General features: G+C 71.6%; 16 protein-coding genes. 11 read left to right on the top strand and 5 right to left on the bottom strand.

The window, feature by feature from the left end; genetic code table 11:
- Window position 1: 1 nt before the first annotated feature.
- From ACTWPT_RS30825 to ACTWPT_RS30815, 3 genes are read left to right on the top strand one after another with little or no spacing between them, the layout of a single operon-like run.
- Window positions 2-988 (top strand): ABC transporter ATP-binding protein, encoded by a 987-nt coding sequence (locus tag ACTWPT_RS30825; protein ID WP_443180991.1) that lies wholly within the window; start codon window positions 2-4, stop codon window positions 986-988.
- Window positions 985-1,992 (top strand): ABC transporter ATP-binding protein, encoded by a 1,008-nt coding sequence (locus ACTWPT_RS30820; protein ID WP_443180990.1) that lies wholly within the window; start codon window positions 985-987, stop codon window positions 1,990-1,992. The genes ACTWPT_RS30825 and ACTWPT_RS30820 overlap by 4 nt, the downstream gene beginning before the upstream one ends.
- Window positions 1,992-2,834: a GNAT family N-acetyltransferase gene (locus ACTWPT_RS30815; RefSeq protein ID WP_443180989.1), complete on the top strand. Its 843-nt coding sequence runs from the start codon at window positions 1,992-1,994 to the stop codon at window positions 2,832-2,834. Before ACTWPT_RS30820 ends, ACTWPT_RS30815 begins: the two co-directional genes overlap by 1 nt.
- A gap of 2 nt (window positions 2,835-2,836) precedes the next feature.
- Here the strand turns inward: ACTWPT_RS30815 and ACTWPT_RS30810 are convergent, their stop codons facing one another.
- Window positions 2,837-3,940 carry an exo-beta-N-acetylmuramidase NamZ family protein gene (locus ACTWPT_RS30810; RefSeq protein WP_443180988.1) on the bottom strand — a complete coding sequence of 368 codons (1,104 nt, stop codon included), beginning with the start codon at window positions 3,938-3,940 and terminating at the stop codon, window positions 2,837-2,839.
- Between the two features lie 58 nt (window positions 3,941-3,998).
- Here ACTWPT_RS30810 and murQ point away from each other — a divergent pair, with 58 nt between their 5' ends.
- The 3 genes from murQ to ACTWPT_RS30795 all read left to right on the top strand — a co-directional run bounded on the left by murQ (window position 3,999) and on the right by ACTWPT_RS30795 (window position 6,485).
- Entirely contained in the window at window positions 3,999-4,898 is a 900-nt protein-coding gene (murQ, locus tag ACTWPT_RS30805) for an N-acetylmuramic acid 6-phosphate etherase (protein WP_443180987.1), read from the top strand.
- 131 nt (window positions 4,899-5,029) lie between these two features.
- Window positions 5,030-6,094: a serine hydrolase domain-containing protein gene (locus ACTWPT_RS30800; RefSeq protein ID WP_443180986.1), complete on the top strand. Its 1,065-nt coding sequence runs from the start codon at window positions 5,030-5,032 to the stop codon at window positions 6,092-6,094.
- Between the two features lie 10 nt (window positions 6,095-6,104).
- On the top strand, window positions 6,105-6,485 hold the full coding sequence (locus ACTWPT_RS30795) for a VOC family protein (RefSeq protein ID WP_443180985.1): 381 nt from the start codon (window positions 6,105-6,107) through the stop codon (window positions 6,483-6,485).
- Here the strand turns inward: ACTWPT_RS30795 and ACTWPT_RS30790 are convergent.
- Window positions 6,482-7,366, bottom strand: coding sequence for a TIGR03619 family F420-dependent LLM class oxidoreductase (locus ACTWPT_RS30790; RefSeq protein ID WP_443180984.1), 885 nt, complete (start codon window positions 7,364-7,366; stop codon window positions 6,482-6,484). The genes ACTWPT_RS30795 and ACTWPT_RS30790 overlap by 4 nt on opposite strands.
- Before the next feature lie 18 nt (window positions 7,367-7,384).
- Between ACTWPT_RS30790 and ACTWPT_RS30785 the strand changes: the two genes are divergently transcribed.
- Both ACTWPT_RS30785 and ACTWPT_RS30780 read left to right on the top strand, forming a co-directional pair.
- On the top strand, window positions 7,385-8,239 hold the full coding sequence (locus ACTWPT_RS30785) for a phosphotransferase family protein (protein ID WP_443180983.1): 855 nt from the start codon (window positions 7,385-7,387) through the stop codon (window positions 8,237-8,239).
- 59 nt (window positions 8,240-8,298) lie between these two features.
- On the top strand, window positions 8,299-8,556 hold the full coding sequence (locus ACTWPT_RS30780) for a TFIIB-type zinc ribbon-containing protein (protein WP_443180982.1): 258 nt from the start codon (window positions 8,299-8,301) through the stop codon (window positions 8,554-8,556).
- Between the two features lie 56 nt (window positions 8,557-8,612).
- Here the strand turns inward: ACTWPT_RS30780 and ACTWPT_RS30775 are convergent, their stop codons facing one another.
- The 3 genes from ACTWPT_RS30775 to ACTWPT_RS30765 all read right to left on the bottom strand — a co-directional run bounded on the left by ACTWPT_RS30775 (window position 8,613) and on the right by ACTWPT_RS30765 (window position 12,066).
- Window positions 8,613-9,527: a hypothetical protein gene (locus tag ACTWPT_RS30775; protein ID WP_443180981.1), complete on the bottom strand. Its 915-nt coding sequence runs from the start codon at window positions 9,525-9,527 to the stop codon at window positions 8,613-8,615.
- Window positions 9,528-9,636: 109 nt separating this feature from the next.
- Entirely contained in the window at window positions 9,637-11,301 is a 1,665-nt protein-coding gene (locus tag ACTWPT_RS30770; protein WP_443180980.1) for an ABC-F family ATP-binding cassette domain-containing protein, read from the bottom strand.
- 243 nt (window positions 11,302-11,544) lie between these two features.
- Complete coding sequence (locus ACTWPT_RS30765; RefSeq protein ID WP_443180979.1) at window positions 11,545-12,066, bottom strand: CGNR zinc finger domain-containing protein; 522 nt, start codon at window positions 12,064-12,066, stop codon at window positions 11,545-11,547.
- 25 nt (window positions 12,067-12,091) lie between these two features.
- Here ACTWPT_RS30765 and ACTWPT_RS30760 point away from each other — a divergent pair, with 25 nt between their 5' ends.
- The 3 genes from ACTWPT_RS30760 to ACTWPT_RS30750 all read left to right on the top strand — a co-directional run bounded on the left by ACTWPT_RS30760 (window position 12,092) and on the right by ACTWPT_RS30750 (window position 14,518).
- A complete protein-coding gene (locus ACTWPT_RS30760) occupies window positions 12,092-12,277 on the top strand; it encodes a hypothetical protein (protein ID WP_443180978.1) in 186 nt (61 codons plus the stop codon).
- 31 nt (window positions 12,278-12,308) lie between these two features.
- Window positions 12,309-14,066 (top strand): AMP-dependent synthetase/ligase, encoded by a 1,758-nt coding sequence (locus tag ACTWPT_RS30755; protein WP_443180977.1) that lies wholly within the window; start codon window positions 12,309-12,311, stop codon window positions 14,064-14,066.
- A 65-nt stretch (window positions 14,067-14,131) separates the two neighbouring features.
- Window positions 14,132-14,518, top strand: coding sequence for an acyl-CoA thioesterase (locus tag ACTWPT_RS30750; RefSeq protein ID WP_443180976.1), 387 nt, complete (start codon window positions 14,132-14,134; stop codon window positions 14,516-14,518).

Below are 14,518 nucleotides of genomic sequence, written 5' to 3'. Positions count from 1 at the left end.
CGTGGCAAGACAAGCGCCGGGAGTGCGCATCGACGGCCTCACGGTCGTCTACAAGACCCCCGCGGGCGAGCTGCCCGCCGTCCGGGACATCAGCCTGACGCTGGAGCCCGGCACGATCACCGGCATCGTCGGCGAGTCCGGCTCCGGCAAGTCCACGCTGGCGTTGTCGCTGCTGAACGCGGTGCAGCCGCCGGGCAGGATCGCCGCAGGCAGCGTCGACATCGACGGGCTCGGCGACGTGGTCGCGCTGCGCGGCGAGGACCTGCGCAAGGCCCGCGGCAAGCACGTCGGGTACGTCTTCCAGGCCGCGCAGAACTCCCTCAACCCGCTCAAGACGGTCGGCAAGCAGCTGCTCGACCTGGGCCGCTCGCACGGCGTGGACGACCTGCGCGGACTGGTGCGCGAGGCCAAGGAGCTGCTCGGCCGCATGGGCCTGGACGGGGCCAGGGTGCTGGACTCGCACCAGCACGAACTGTCCGGCGGCATGCGGCAGCGGGTCGGCATCATGCTGGCACTGGTGCTCAACGCCCACCTGGTGGTGCTCGACGAGCCGACGACCGCGCTCGACATGATCACGCAGGCGAACATCCTGAAGATCGTGCGCGAGGTGCACGCCGAGCGCGGCCTCACGACCCTGGTCATCACGCACGACATCGGCGTGGTGGCCGAGGTCGCCGACAGGCTGGCCGTCATGTACGGCGGCCGCCTGGTCGAGCAGGGCCCCACCAGGCAGGTGCTGAGCGCGCCGCGGCACCCGTACACCAGGGGTCTGATCAAGGCCATTCCGCGGCTCGTCGGCGACATCGCCGAGGCGCAGGCGCTGCCAGGGCGGCCGCCGACGCTGGTGACCGTGCCGAAGGAGGGCTGCGTGTTCAGGGAGCGCTGCCCGCTGCGCATGGACGTGTGCGACACCGTGGACCCCGACGCCCTCGCGGACGGGTCGCGCGTCGTCGCCTGCCATGCCGTGAATGTGAAGGAGCACGCGTGATCATCGGAACCGGCATCGTCAAGACGTTCAAGCAGCGGGGCAAGGTGCTCGGCGCCCGTGAGGTCCAGGCGCTGCGCGGCGTGGACTTCGCGATCCCGAAGGGCGGCGCGGCGTCGTTCATCGGGGAGTCCGGGTGCGGCAAGACCACGCTCGGGCGGATCATCGCGGGGCTGGAGACGTACGACGCGGGTGAGATGGTCATCGGCGACGTCGCGATGTCGTCGCTGAAGCACAAGCAGCGGCAGCCGCACTTCCGCAAGATCCAGATGATCCACCAGGACCCGTACTCGGCCCTGAACCCGACCAGGACCATCCACCAGACCCTGTACGCGCCGCTGAGCCTGCGGGCCGGTCAGACGGGGCGGTCCTCGTCGTGGATCGAGGAGCGGGCCGCCGAGGTGCTGACGCTGGTGGGCCTGGACCCCGGCACGGTGTTGTCGCGGTACCCCCACCAGCTGTCCGGCGGAATGCGCCAGCGGGTGGTCATCGCGCGGGCGCTGACCGTGGACCCGGAGATGCTGGTCGCCGACGAGGCCGTCTCGATGATCGACGTGTCGCTGCGGCTGGGCATCCTGGCGCTGCTGAAGGACCTGCGTGAGCGGCTCGGCGTGAGCGTGCTGTTCATCACGCACGACGTGGCCACGGCCCGCTACATCGGCGACGACGGCGAGCTGTACGTCATCTACCGTGGACAGGTGATCGAACGCGGGCCGGTGGACACCATCATCGCCGACCCCGTGCACCCGTACACGCAGGCGCTGCTGTCGGCCATCCCGGTGCTGCACGGACTGGAGCAGCCCGGCGAGCAGCCGGTGGTGCCGCTGGAGACGATGGACGACAGCCAGGCCGAGGGCTGCCTGTTCGCCCGCCGCTGCCCGTTCCGCGGCGAGCGGTGCACGAGCGAGCGGCCGCTGCTCCAGGTGACGCCGGGCGCGCCGCAGGAGCACGCGTGCTTCTACCCCGAGCGCCGCAGCGTGATCGCCCGCCCGATGAGCGAGGTGTGATGACGGCTGCAGAGCTCGCCGAGGCGGCGACGATCGCCGAGGCCGCGCTGACGCTGGACGCCGGGGAAGGCGCGGCCCTCGTGGAGCGCCTGTCGCGGCCACCGGCCGACCGGCGGTGGACGGCGCTGACCGTGGACGGCGGCGTGGTGATGGCGTCCCTGTCGACCAAGGAACCCGGCGTCGGCCACGTCGACCTGCTGGCCGTGCACCCGTCCGCCCAAGGGCAGGGGCGCGGCCGGGCGCTGGTGCTGGCGGCCGAGGAATGGCTGCGCGACCAGGGCGCGCGGCAGGCCCGCTGGGCCGGCAACCCGCCGTGCTACGCCTGGCCCGGCATCGACGTGCGCTACACCGCAGCCGCCTGCCTGGCCGAGAGCCTCGGCTACGAGCGCTACCACGTGGCCTGGAACATGACGGCCGACCTGAGCGTCGACCTGTCCGTCGAGGACGACCTCCTGCGCCTGGAGAAGGCCGGGGTGGCCGTGCGCGCGTCCGGCGAGGACCGTGAGCGCATCGCCGCGTTCGTCGCCGAGCACTGGAACGAGCGGTGGGCGTGGGAGGCGGCCAACGCCGCCGGGCTGCACTACGCCGAGCGCGACGGCGCGATCCTCGCCTTCGCCGCCTGGGGGGCCCGGCCGGCCTGGTTCGGGCCGATGGGGACCGCGCCGGCCGCCCGCGGGCTCGGTCTCGGCCGGGTGCTGCTGCGCAGGTGCCTGGCCGAGCAGCGGGCCGCGGGCCAGGCCAGCGCGCAGATCGGATGGGTGGGGCCGCTGCGGTTCTACTCGCGGGCCGTGGGCGCGCGGGCCGAGCGCGTTTTCTGGCTCTACCGGCGCGACCTGGTGTGATGTCACGCGTAGAGCAGCCGTCCCGCCGGGCGACCCGGTGGCGGGCACAGATCGCGGGGGTCCGCACCGGACTCCAGGCGGCCGGCGAGCGTGCCGGAGCCCCACAGGTGGTCGAGGAACTCCAGCAGGCGGAAGTCGTCCGGGTAGAGCGTGCGGGCCACATGCAGCATCGACAGGCCGGTCAGCACCGGCCGGAACGTCTCCCGGTCGTGCACGTGCAGCTGCACCCCGCGTACGGGGACCCCGGCGTGCTTGTGGAACGTCGGCGTGAACCAGACGTCCCTGAACCGCACGCCGGGCAGGCCGAGCGCATTGAGCTCGCAGGCGAGGCGCGCGTCCGCGTAGGGGGCTCCGACCAGCTCGAACGGCCTGGTCGTGCCGCGCCCCTCGGAGAAGTTCGTCCCTTCGAACAAGCCAGTCCCGGGGTAGACGAGCGCGGTGTCCGGGGTGGGCATGTTCACCGATGGCATCACCCAGGGCAGCCCGGTCTCGGCGTACGTCATGTCGCGCCGCCAGCCCGCCATCTCCACCACGGTCAGGTCCAGGTCGAACCCGAACAGCAGCGCCAGTTCCCCGGCCGTCCTGCCGTGCCTGATCGGCAGCGGGAACCTGCCCACGGAGCTGGCGAACGCCGGATCCAGCAGCGGCCCCTCGGCCACGGTCCCGCCGAGCGGGTTGGGCCGGTCCAGCACCACGAACCGCAGCCCCAGCCGGGCGGCCGACGCCATCAGGTCGTACATCGTCCAGACGTAGGTGTAGAACCGGGCGCCCACGTCGGCGATGTCGAACACCAGCGTGTCCACGCCGGTGCCGGCCACCACCCGGTCCAGTGCCTCACCCGGCAGCTTGTGGGTGTCGTACACCGGCAGGCCGGTCCGGTCGTCCACCGTGTCGGCCTCGCTCCCGTCCGCCTGGGCGGTGCCGCGCAGGCCGTGCTCGGGGCCGAACAGGGCGGTCAGCCGCACCCCCGCGGCCAGCAACGCGTCCGGCGTGGGGGTCAGGTCGGGCAGGACTCCGGTGGGATTTGTGACCAGGCCGAGGCGGGAGCCTCCCGCGAGCGCGGGATCCGCCGACAGCCGTTCAGTTCCGGTACGCACATGTGCCATCAGGCCATTGTGCTGAAATATATTTACAAGAAGGAAGATTAGGGTGGAAATTAGCGTCATGATTGATCCGCTACGCGAGCTGTCCACCGAGCAGAGCGATCCTCGCTACAGCCAGATCGACCGGCTGCCGACGGAGCAGATCGCCCAACTGATGAACCAGGCCGACGCGGCCGTGCCCGCGGCCGTCGCGGTGGCCATCCCGGCCATCTCGGACGCCATCGACGCGATCTCCGCCAGGATGGCCGAGGGCGGCCGGCTGCTGTACGTCGGCGCGGGCACGTCGGGACGGCTCGCCGTGCTCGACGCCAGCGAGTGCCCACCCACGTTCGGCACCGACCCCTCGCTGGTGCAGGGCATCATCGCGGGCGGACCCGACGCGCTCACCCGGTCCGTCGAGGGTGCGGAGGACGACGCCGAGGCAGGCGCCGCCGCCCTGCAGGACCTGGAGGCCGGCCCGCTGGACTCGGTGGTGGGCGTGTCCGCCAGCGGGCGGGCCCCTTTCGTGCTGGGCGCGCTGGCGGAGGCGGCCCGCCGCGGCGCGCTCACCGTGGCCCTGTCGTGCAACCTGGGCGCGCCGCTGTCGGCCGCCGCGGAGCACGCGATCGAGGTGGTCGTGGGGCCTGAAGTGGTGACCGGCTCGACGCGGCTGAAGGCGGGCACGGCCCAGAAGCTCGTGCTGAACATGATCTCCACGATCTGCATGGTCAAGCTCGGCCGCACCTACGGCAACCAGATGGTCGAGATGTCGGCGATGAACAACAAGCTCGCCGGCCGGGCGCTGCGCATGGTCACCGACATCACCGGCGCGGACGAGGAGACGGCGGGCGCGGCACTGGACGCGGCGGGCGGTCAGACGAAGATCGCGGTGCTGATGATCCAGCACGGGCTCGACGCGGACGCGGCCCGCGCGCTGCTGGCTTCGCACGGCGAGCGCCTCAGTGACGCGCTGAGCGGCTGAACCGCCTCTCCTGGGGGAGAGACCGGGTTCGGGGCGACGGATACGGGGCTCGGGGCTTAGGGGGACGGGGATGTCCGATCGAGGGGCTCGGGGGACGGGGATGTCCGATCGAGGGGCTTAGGAGGACGGGGATGTCCGATCGGGCGGGTCGCATGACGGGGCTGCGGGCGATTCTGGAGGGCGCGGTGCCGCGGGTCTGCTCGGCGGCGGTCGCGCTGATCGCCGTGGACGGCGCCGTGGCCGCCGCGGCCGCGACCGGCGAGCTCGTACGCTACGCCGACGCCGAGGGAACCCTCGCCCCCGACCGGCCGCCCGCGCGCCGCGACTCGATCTTCGACCTGGCCTCGATCAGCAAGCTCTTCACCACGGCCGTGCTGCTCTCCCTGGCCGAGGAGGGCCGCATCGCCCTGGACGAGCCGGCCGCCGCCTGGATCCCCGGCCTGGACCGGCGCATCACGCTCCGCCGGCTGCTCACCCACACGGCGGGCCTGACCCCGACCCGCCGCATCGACCTGGAGCTGCCCACCGCGGACCCGGCCGAGCGCCTGGCCGCGATGCTCGAGACGCCGATCACCCACCCGGTCGGCGGGCCCTACCTCTACAGCGACGTCGGCATGATCATGGCCGGCCGGCTGGCCGAGCTGACCGGCGGCGCGCCCCTCGACGTGCTCGTGCGCTCCCGCATCACCGATGTGCTCGGCCTGGCCGACACGGGCTACCGGCCGGGCGCGCTGCCGCGCGTCGCCGCCACCGAGTGGAAGCCCGAGCGCCCGGGACCCGGCTGTGTGCGCGGCGAGGTGCACGACGAGACGGCGTACGCGCTGGGCGGCGTGGCCGGCCACGCCGGGCTGTTCGCCACGGCCGACGACCTGCTGGCCTTCGGCGAGGCACTGCGGCTCGGCGGCGGGCCCGTGCTGCGGCCGGAGAGCGTGGCCGAGATGGTGCGCGATCAGGGCGCCGAGGGCGCCGCCTTCCGCCACGGGCTGGGCGTGCGGATCGGCGACCCGGCCCTCGCAGGCACGCCGGGCGACGGCGCGTACGGCCATTCCGGCTTCACCGGCACCTCGCTCCTCATCGACCCGGCCCGCCGGCTCACCGTGGTGCTGCTGACCAACGCCGTCCACCCGGTGCGGGGCCGCGACGGCATCCGCGAGCTGCGCCACGCCGTCGCGGGCGAGGCGCAGCACTTGGCATAGCCTTCGAAGTATGGCTGTCCATCTCAATCACACCATCGTGCCGGCGAAGGACAGGGACGAGACCGCCGCCTTCCTCGTCGACGTGCTCGGCCTCGAGCCGGCGCCGGTTTACGGCCCGTTCCGCGTGGTCACGCTGGGCAACGACGTCTCGCTCGACGTGGTCCAGGTCGACGGGCCGGTGCCCCAGCAGCACTACGCGTTCCTCGTCAGCGAGGAGGAATTCGACCAGATCCAGGGCCGGATCAAGGAGCGCGGCCTCACGTACTGGGCGGACCCGTTCCACCAGGAGCCGGAGCGGATCAACACCAACGACGGAGGTCGCGGGCTCTACTGGTCCGACCCCAACGGCCACAACCTGGAGATCATCACGGTCCCGTACGGCGGCGGCTAGGGCGCCAGCGCCTCTAGCGCCTCCTCGGCCCGGCGCATGGCCTCCTTCGGGTCGGCGGTGACGATCTCGTGGTCGAAGTTGAGGTCGTGGAAGACGTCCGTCACGCCGCTGGCGGCCAGCTCGTCCAGGTCCCGCCTGATCTTGTCGTACGGGCCCGTCAGCGGGCGCTCCCCGCCGTCCCTGACCTGGGTGACGCCCCGGCACACGAACCTGAACGCGGCCGCGTCCCGCCCCGACTCCGCGAGCGCCGCCTTGATCAGCTCCACCCGCCCGGCGATGGCCGACAGGTCCTCCCTGCTGGAGCTCACCCACCCGTCGGCCAGCCGCGCGGCGCGGCGCAGCGCGACCTCGGCGGTGCCGCCGAGCAGGATCGGCGGCGGGCCCGGCACCGGCTTGGGGTCGATGTGGGCCGGCGGCACCCGGTAGAACTCGCCCTGGTGCTCGACCACGTCGTCCGTCCACGCCCGGCGCAGCACCTCGACGAACTCCTCGCCCCTGCGCCCCCGCCGCTCGAAGCCCACGCCCGACGCCTCGAACTCCTCCGGCAGCCAGCCGAGGCCGATCCCCGCCGTGAGCCGGCCCCCGGACAGCGTCTGCAGGGTGGCCAGCTGCTTGGCCAGCAGCACCGGCGGCACGTACGCGTTGATCACCGCCACGGCGAGCCGGATGCGGCCGGTCACGCCCGACAGGTGGGCCAGGGGGACGACCGGGTCGTGCACGCTGCGGTAGGTCGGCCCCATGGGATGCCCGACCGGGTACAGCAGCCGCTGGAACGTCCAGAGTTCGTGATAGCCGAGCTCCTCGGCCCGCACGGCGATGCGGCGCATGTTCTCCGGCGTGGCCCAGGGCCCTGACTGCGGTACGGCGAAACCGATTCTCATGCACCCTAGTCTGTACGAGTGGGTCTGGAGGAGGAGCTGGCGGGCATAGCCGCCAGGTACGGCGGCGCGGGAGCACCCGTGTTGCATCCGACGCGCACGGACGTCGTCGTGTTACGCAGGGGCGAGGTCGTGGTCAAGGCCCATTCCGCCCGCGACGACGCGGACGCCCTGCGTATCCGGCTGCGGGCCGCCGCCTCGGCCGCGGTCAGCGGCGTCATGCTGGCCCCGCTCCACCCCGAGGTGTTGTCGGCCGGCGGACGCGCGGTGACGGTCTGGCCCGCGGGCAGCCCCGTCTCGCAGGACGACCCGGACTCGGCGCCGTGGGAGGAAGGCGCCAGGCTGCTGGCCGCGCTGCACGCCATCCCCCTCACGTTTCTGCCGCCGCTGCCCGCCGCCGGAGGACCGGCACGGGCCGCCCGCGCGGTGGACCGCATGACCGGTGACGGGCCCGTCGAGCAGCTCATCAGACGGGCGTTCAAGGAGCTGCCGGAGTCGGCGCCGGCGCCCGGGCTGCTGACGCACGGCGACTGGCACCTGGGGCAGCTCGTCTGCCGCGACCGCTGGCTGCTCATCGACGTGGACGACCTGGGCGTCGGCGACCCGGCGTGGGACCTGGCCAGGCCGGCCGCCTGGTACGCCGCGGGGCTGCTGGATCCGGCCGTCTGGGAGCGCTTCCTCGGCGCGTACCTGGCCTCCGGTGGGCCCGCGCTCGGGCGGGGCGACGACCCGTGGCAGCGGCTCGACGTGCCGGCCAGGGCGCTCACCGTGCAGCTGGCCGCCGTGGCCGTGCTCAACGCCGAACGTGACAGGCGGGAACTGGACGAGGTCGAACATTCGTTAGTCGAGTCGTGCAACAGAATCGTCCGAGCGTGATGGGGTTGCGCGCGGTAGGTTTCATCCTGGAAGCCCCGAAGCCAAGGAGAGCGACTTAGATGCAGTGCCCTAAGTGCCGCGGGAATATGCGGACCTATGAGCGCAACGGCGTCCACATCGAGCAGTGCGACAATTGCCGTGGGATCTTTCTCGACTACGGCGAGCTGGAGACGCTGACCAGGATGGAGACGCAATACCACGCGGCTCCCCCGCCGCCCCCCACCCCCGGCCCGGCCTGGGGCGCGCCGCACGGCGGCGGTCACCACTACGGCCACCACCGGCAGCGCAGCTGGGTGGGCATGCTGTTCTCGACCTGATCTGACTGCGAGGGCCGCGCACCGGGCGGGTGCGCGGCCTCAACGCCCGGCGGGCCTCAGCCGGGGAAGTCCTCCGGGTCTACGGGCGCCGTGCGGGCGTTGCCGCCCGAGATGGCGTGCAGCGTGACCCGCCAGTCGTGCCAGCGGATCTGCGTGGCGGTGAAGGTGGTCTTGAACGTCACCGCCTTCTGGAAACGCTCGAAGCTGCACTCGCGGGTGAACGCCTTGCTCTTGCCGTCCCAGTCCACGCCGTGCGTGAAGAAGATCTTGTAGCTGCCGTCCCGCACGCCCCGGACCTTGAACTTCGCCTTCTTCCGCACGTACACGCTGAACGCCTTGCTGCCGCCCCGCACGACGGTGACCACGGCGTCGCGCGAGGCGCCGTTGTCGATCTCCAGCGAGCTGCGGCCGTTGAGCGCGCTGCCCTTGCGGACGAACGAGCCGTTGCTCAGCCGCCTGGTCTGCTTGCGCCCGGCCTTCACGTCCACGATGTCGGCCGGGTAGTCGCCGGCGCTCTGCAGGGCCTCGCCCGCCTCGTCGAGGGCGGCCAGCTTGTCGTCGAGATCGATGAGCACGGCCGACGACGTACACAGGTCCCTGGCGCCGACCTTGCCCTCCGTGCTGCCGAGCTCGGTGGCGAAGTCCCGCAGGCCGGCCACGTAAGCGTCGTGCTGGGCGCGTACGGCGTCGGGCGGGGTGAGCGCGCCCAGCGCGTCGGCGGCGCCGCTCAGCGTCTCCTCGGCCTTGGTCACCCGCTGGTCCAGCGCCTTGACCCCGCGCGCGCCCGTCAACCCGCTGATCGCCGCGGTCAGGGACTTGTGCCTGCTGTCGAGCTCGGCCTTGTACGCCTCGGGCGTCAGCGCCACCGCGCTCGGGCTGCTGCTCGGCGTGCTGCCGCCGTTGAGCCCGGCGTCGCCCGTGCCGCCGGCGACGCCGCTGACTCTCGGCTCGCCGCCCTCCGGCGTCGGCACGGAGGGGGAACATCCGCTGAGCGTGAGCGTCGCTAAAGCGAGAACGCACGAGATCAACCGGGGTGCAGCCACCTGCCACACTATCGCCCGGTTGCTCCCTGCCCGTCAATCACGATTCCGTCAGGCCGGCCTCCCTGTCCTGCCGCAGCCTGCGGGTGATACCGATCGTCTCCAGGAACGGCAGATCGTGGCAGGCCACAATGAGCGCGCCCCGGTACGCCGACAGCGCCTGCGCCAGCTGGCGGACGCTCGGCATGTCCAGGTTGTTGGTCGGCTCGTCCAGCAGGAGCAGCTGCGGGGGCGGCTCGGCCGACAACAGCGCGGCGAGCGTGGCGCGGAAACGTTCGCCGCCCGACAGCGTGCCAACGGCCTGGTTGACCCGCTCGCCCCTGAACAGGAACCGCGCCAGGCGGGCGCGCACCTCGTTGACCGGCGCGGACGGCGCCAGGGCGCGGACGTTGTCCATCACGCTCAGCGTGTCGTCCAGCAGGTCGAGCCGCTGCGGCAGGTAGCGGACCGGCACGTGTGCGCGGTGCTCGACGATCCGCTTGAGCAGCGTGGTCTTGCCGGACCCGTTCGGCCCGAGCAGCGCGATCCGTTCGGGACCGCGAATGACCAGCGTCTCCAGGACGGCCGCGGCCTGAGGTGCGGCGTCCTGCTCGGCGTCGCCCGCGTGTGCGGCGTCCTGCTCGGCGTCGCCCACGTGGGCGGCGGGCGCGTGGGTTCTTGCCGGGGGCGGGTCGAGCGGGAGGGTGAGGACCGTGCGGCCGGCCGGCACCTCGGTGCCCGGCAGCTGGATGCGGATCTCCGCGTCGTCGCGCACGGCCTGCCCGGCCTCGCTCAGCCGGTCACGGGCCTCCTCCAGTTTCTCCAGGTGCAGAGTGCGCTGCTTGCCCGCGGTCACCTGGGCCTTGCGCTTGAGCCCGTTCGCGACGATCTTCGGCGCCTTGTTGTTGGCCGCCGCCTTCTTGCCGGCCCGGATGTTCCTGTCGATCCTGATCCTGGCCTCGACCAGCTCGCGCTGCTGCCGTCGTACCTCCCCTTCCGCGGTGCGCACGGTGCGCAGCGCGGCCTCCTGCTCTGCCGCGACCTGGTCCTCGTAGTCGGCGAGGTTGCCGCCGTACATGCGCACGACGCCCTCGCGCAGCTCGGCGACCTGGTCGACGAGCCCGAGCAGGGTGCGGTCGTGGCTGACCACCACCAGCACGCCCGCCCAGGCGGACACGGCGGCGTAGAGCCGTTCGCGCGCGTCGAGATCGAGGTTGTTGGTGGGCTCGTCGAGCAGCAGCACATCGGGCCGCTTCAGCAGCTGAGCGACGAGCGCGACCATGATGGTCTCGCCGCCGGACAGCGTGCCGACCGTGCGGTCCAGCCCGATGTGGTCCAGGCCGAGCCGGTCGAGCTCGGCCCGGGCGCGTTCCTCGACGTCCCAGTCGTCCCCGATCGCGGCGAAATGCTCCTCGGCGACGTCGCCGCTCTCGATGGCGTGCAGCGCGGCCCGCTTGCCGCTGATCTCCAGCAGGTCGGAGACGGTACGGGCGGCCGCGAGCGGCACGTTCTGCGGCAGGTATCCCACCACACCGGACACGGAGACCGAGCCGGACTGCGGGACCAGCTCCCCAGCGATGATCTTCAACAGGGTGGACTTACCCGACCCGTTGACCCCGATGAGCCCGGTACGGCCGGCCGGGAAGGCGGCGTCGAGCCCGTCGAGGACCTTGGTGCCGTCCGGCCAGCCGTAAGAGACGTGGTCGACGACTATGGAAAAAGACATTAAGGCGGCTCCCATCACAAAACCTGAAATTTCGTGACTTGGCGGGAATCACCGCAAATGCGCGCAACACACAAGGAAATCGTGAAGTCAACGACGAAGGGCGAAGAGGTCGCCAGAGGTCCAGGTGTGCGCGCAATGCCCACGACAGGGCGGAACGGCGCGGTGCCCGCGACCTCAGATCCTCAAATCAACTGCCCTCACGGGTCGGGGATAAGACGTTCGCCAGGCTATGCGACATCCCGATCATCTGGCAACCCGGCGGGCCCGATGCGCCGCCACATTGACCCTGTTCGCGCAGGCCAGCGAGCAGAACCGGCGCCGCCCGTTACGCGAGGTGTCGACGAAGACGATCCCGCACCCCTCCCGGTCGCACCGCCCCAGTCGGCCGCCGCCCGCGAACGACATGCACATGGCCAGCCCGCCGGCGCTGGTGTCCTTGGTCCGGGAGACGATGTCGGCGTCCGGCGAGTAGAAGTGCAGGTGGGGCTCGCGGCCGTCGTGGGCGCTGACGTACGGCTTCGACGCGGTGGCGTCGAGCAGGTCGTTGATCAGCTTGATCTGGACGTCCTGGTCGGCCTCGCCGAACACCGGATCGAGGAGGCGCGCCCACACCCGCAGCTCCTCGGCCTGCCCGGCCGCGACGGCGGTACGCAGGAGCCGATGCTCGGTCAGCATCGCCTCGACCGCCGGCGGGCTGAAGTCCGTCGCGTTGACCAGCGCCGCCGCGAGGGCCGCCCCGTTGCCGCCGTAAGCGTTGAAATGCATAAGGCCATTACAACATGCTGGGATCATGCACTCCAGACACCTGCACGATCCCCTCGCCCTGACCGTCGCCTCCTCACACCGCACCTCCGAGGGCCTGGTCTCCTACCTGCGCTGCGCCTGCGGCGCCTGGGAGGTGCGCACCCCGGGAACGGTCGCCATGGTCCGGCCCGGCCCGGCCCGGCCATCGACTGAGACGGTCCTGTCGTCCTAAAGTCTGGTCAACACTTTCCAGGAGGCCAGGCATGTCCAGCATTCCCGCCCTGCTACGCGACCGGATCGCGGCCACCCCAGACGCCGAGGCGTACCGAGTGCCCACCGACGGCGGCTGGGAATCCATCTCGTGGCGGGAGGTGGGCGAACGGGTCCGCGGCCTGGCTCTAGGGCTGGCGAAACTGGGCGCCGGGCCCGGCAAGCGGGTGTCCATCCTGTGCTCGACCCGGCTCGACTGGATCCTCACCGACCTGGCCGTGCTGGCGACGGGCGCGGCCACGACCACGATCTACCCGTCCAACACGGCGGCCGAGTCGGCCTTCGTCATCACCGACTCCGGCAGCACGATGGTCATCGCCGAGAACGACGACCAGGTCGCCAAGCTCAGGTCCGTGCAGAAGGAGCTCCCGGACGTCACCCACGTGGTGGTCATCGACGGCTCCCCGAGCGACGACGGCTGGGTGCTCACGCTCGACTCGGTGAGCGCCGCCGACGGCGACTACGACGCGATGGTGGACGCCATCTCCCAGGACGACCTCGCCACGCTCATCTACACCTCCGGCACCACCGGCCGGCCCAAGGGCGTGGAGCTGACCCACGACAACTGGCTCTACACCAGCGACGCGGTCGCCAAGATCAACCTGATCTCCCCGGACGACCTGCATTTCCTGTGGCTGCCACTGTCACACTCCTTCGGCAAGCTGCTCGAAGTCGTGATGATCCACATCGGGGTGCCGACAGCGATCGACGGCCGCCTCGACAAGATCGCCGAGAACCTCGGCGTGGTCAAGCCGACGATCATGGCGGCCGCGCCGCGGATCTTCGAGAAGATCCACAACACGGTGACCGCCACCGTGCGGCGCGAGGGCGGCGCCAAGCTGAAGATCTTCAACTGGGCACGCGCGACCGGCATCAGGGTCGCCCGGGCCCGCCAGGCCGGCGCGACCATCCCGCTCACCACCCGCGTCGAGTACGCCCTGGCCGACCGCCTGGTCTTCGCCAAGCTCCGGGACCGGTTCGGCGGCCGGATCCGCTACTTCATCTCCGGCGCCGCCCCGCTGTCCATGGAGATGGCCGAGTTCTTCGACGCGGCCGGCCTGCCCATCCTCGAGGGATACGGCCTGACCGAGTCGTCGGCGGGCAGTTTCCTCAACCGGCCGGAGTCGGTGAAGTTCGGCACGGTCGGCCCGCCGCTGCCGGGCACCGAGGTCCGCATCGCCGACGACGGCGAGGTCCTCATCGGCGGGCGCGGCATCATGCGCGGCTACCACGGCCTGCCGGCGGAGACGGGCGCGGCGCTGGAGGACGGCTGGCTGCACACGGGCGACATCGGCGAGCTGGACGCGGAAGGGCGCCTGCGCATCACCGACCGCAAGAAGGAGCTGATCAAGACCTCGGGCGGCAAGTACATCGCGCCGACGTACCTGGAGGGCAAGATCAAGGCGGCCTGCCCCTACGTGTCGCACGTGTTCGTGCACGGCGACCGGCGCAACTACGTGACGGCGCTGGTCACGCTCGACATGGACGTGGTCAAGCCGTGGGCGCAGGCCGAATCGCTGCCGCAGGACCCGCAGGAGCTGCGCGAGCACCCGCGGATGCGCGAGGAGGTCCAGAAGGCCATCGACCTGGTCAACGCCGAACAGGCCAGCTACGCCACGGTCAAGAAGTTCGCGATCCTGGCCGACGACTTCGCGGTGGAGACGGGCGAGCTCACGGCCAGCCTCAAGATCAAGCGCAAGGCGGTCGAGGAGCGCTACGGCGAGACGCTGGACTCCTTCTACGAGGGCTAGTGTGCGGGCGGGCGGTGAGCCGGACGGCTCCCGCTCGCCCCGCCGGCGCGCGTAGGGTTCCTGACGTGATCTCGCATCTCCCAGTACGCCCGCGGCACTGCGATGCGCAGTCCATGATGCACGCGACCCGCTACTACGAGTACTTCGAAGACGCCTTCCTCGACTGGCTCGGCGCGAGGGGCGGCTACGACCGGCTCCGGCAGGAGGGCGCCGACCTGGTGGTCAAGGCCAGCGGCTGCGAGCACCACTCCCCCGCCCGCCTCGGCGACGTGCTGGCGGTGGAGAGCGCGCCCGCCAGGGTCGGCACGACGTCGATCACGATGACGTTCACGATGCGGAGCGCGGACGAGCTGGTGGCCGTCGGCACGATCACGTACGTGTGCGTCCGCGACGGCCGGGCGGCCCCGCTGCCCGCGATGATGCTCCTCGATGAGGGAGTGCACGGCCACTAG

The sequence above is a fragment of the Nonomuraea sp. 3N208 genome (assembly GCF_052245935.1).
GTDB lineage: Bacteria > Actinomycetota > Actinomycetes > Streptosporangiales > Streptosporangiaceae > Nonomuraea.
The sequence above is the reverse complement of the archived record's forward strand: the minus strand, read 5'-3'. Positions and strand labels throughout refer to the sequence as shown.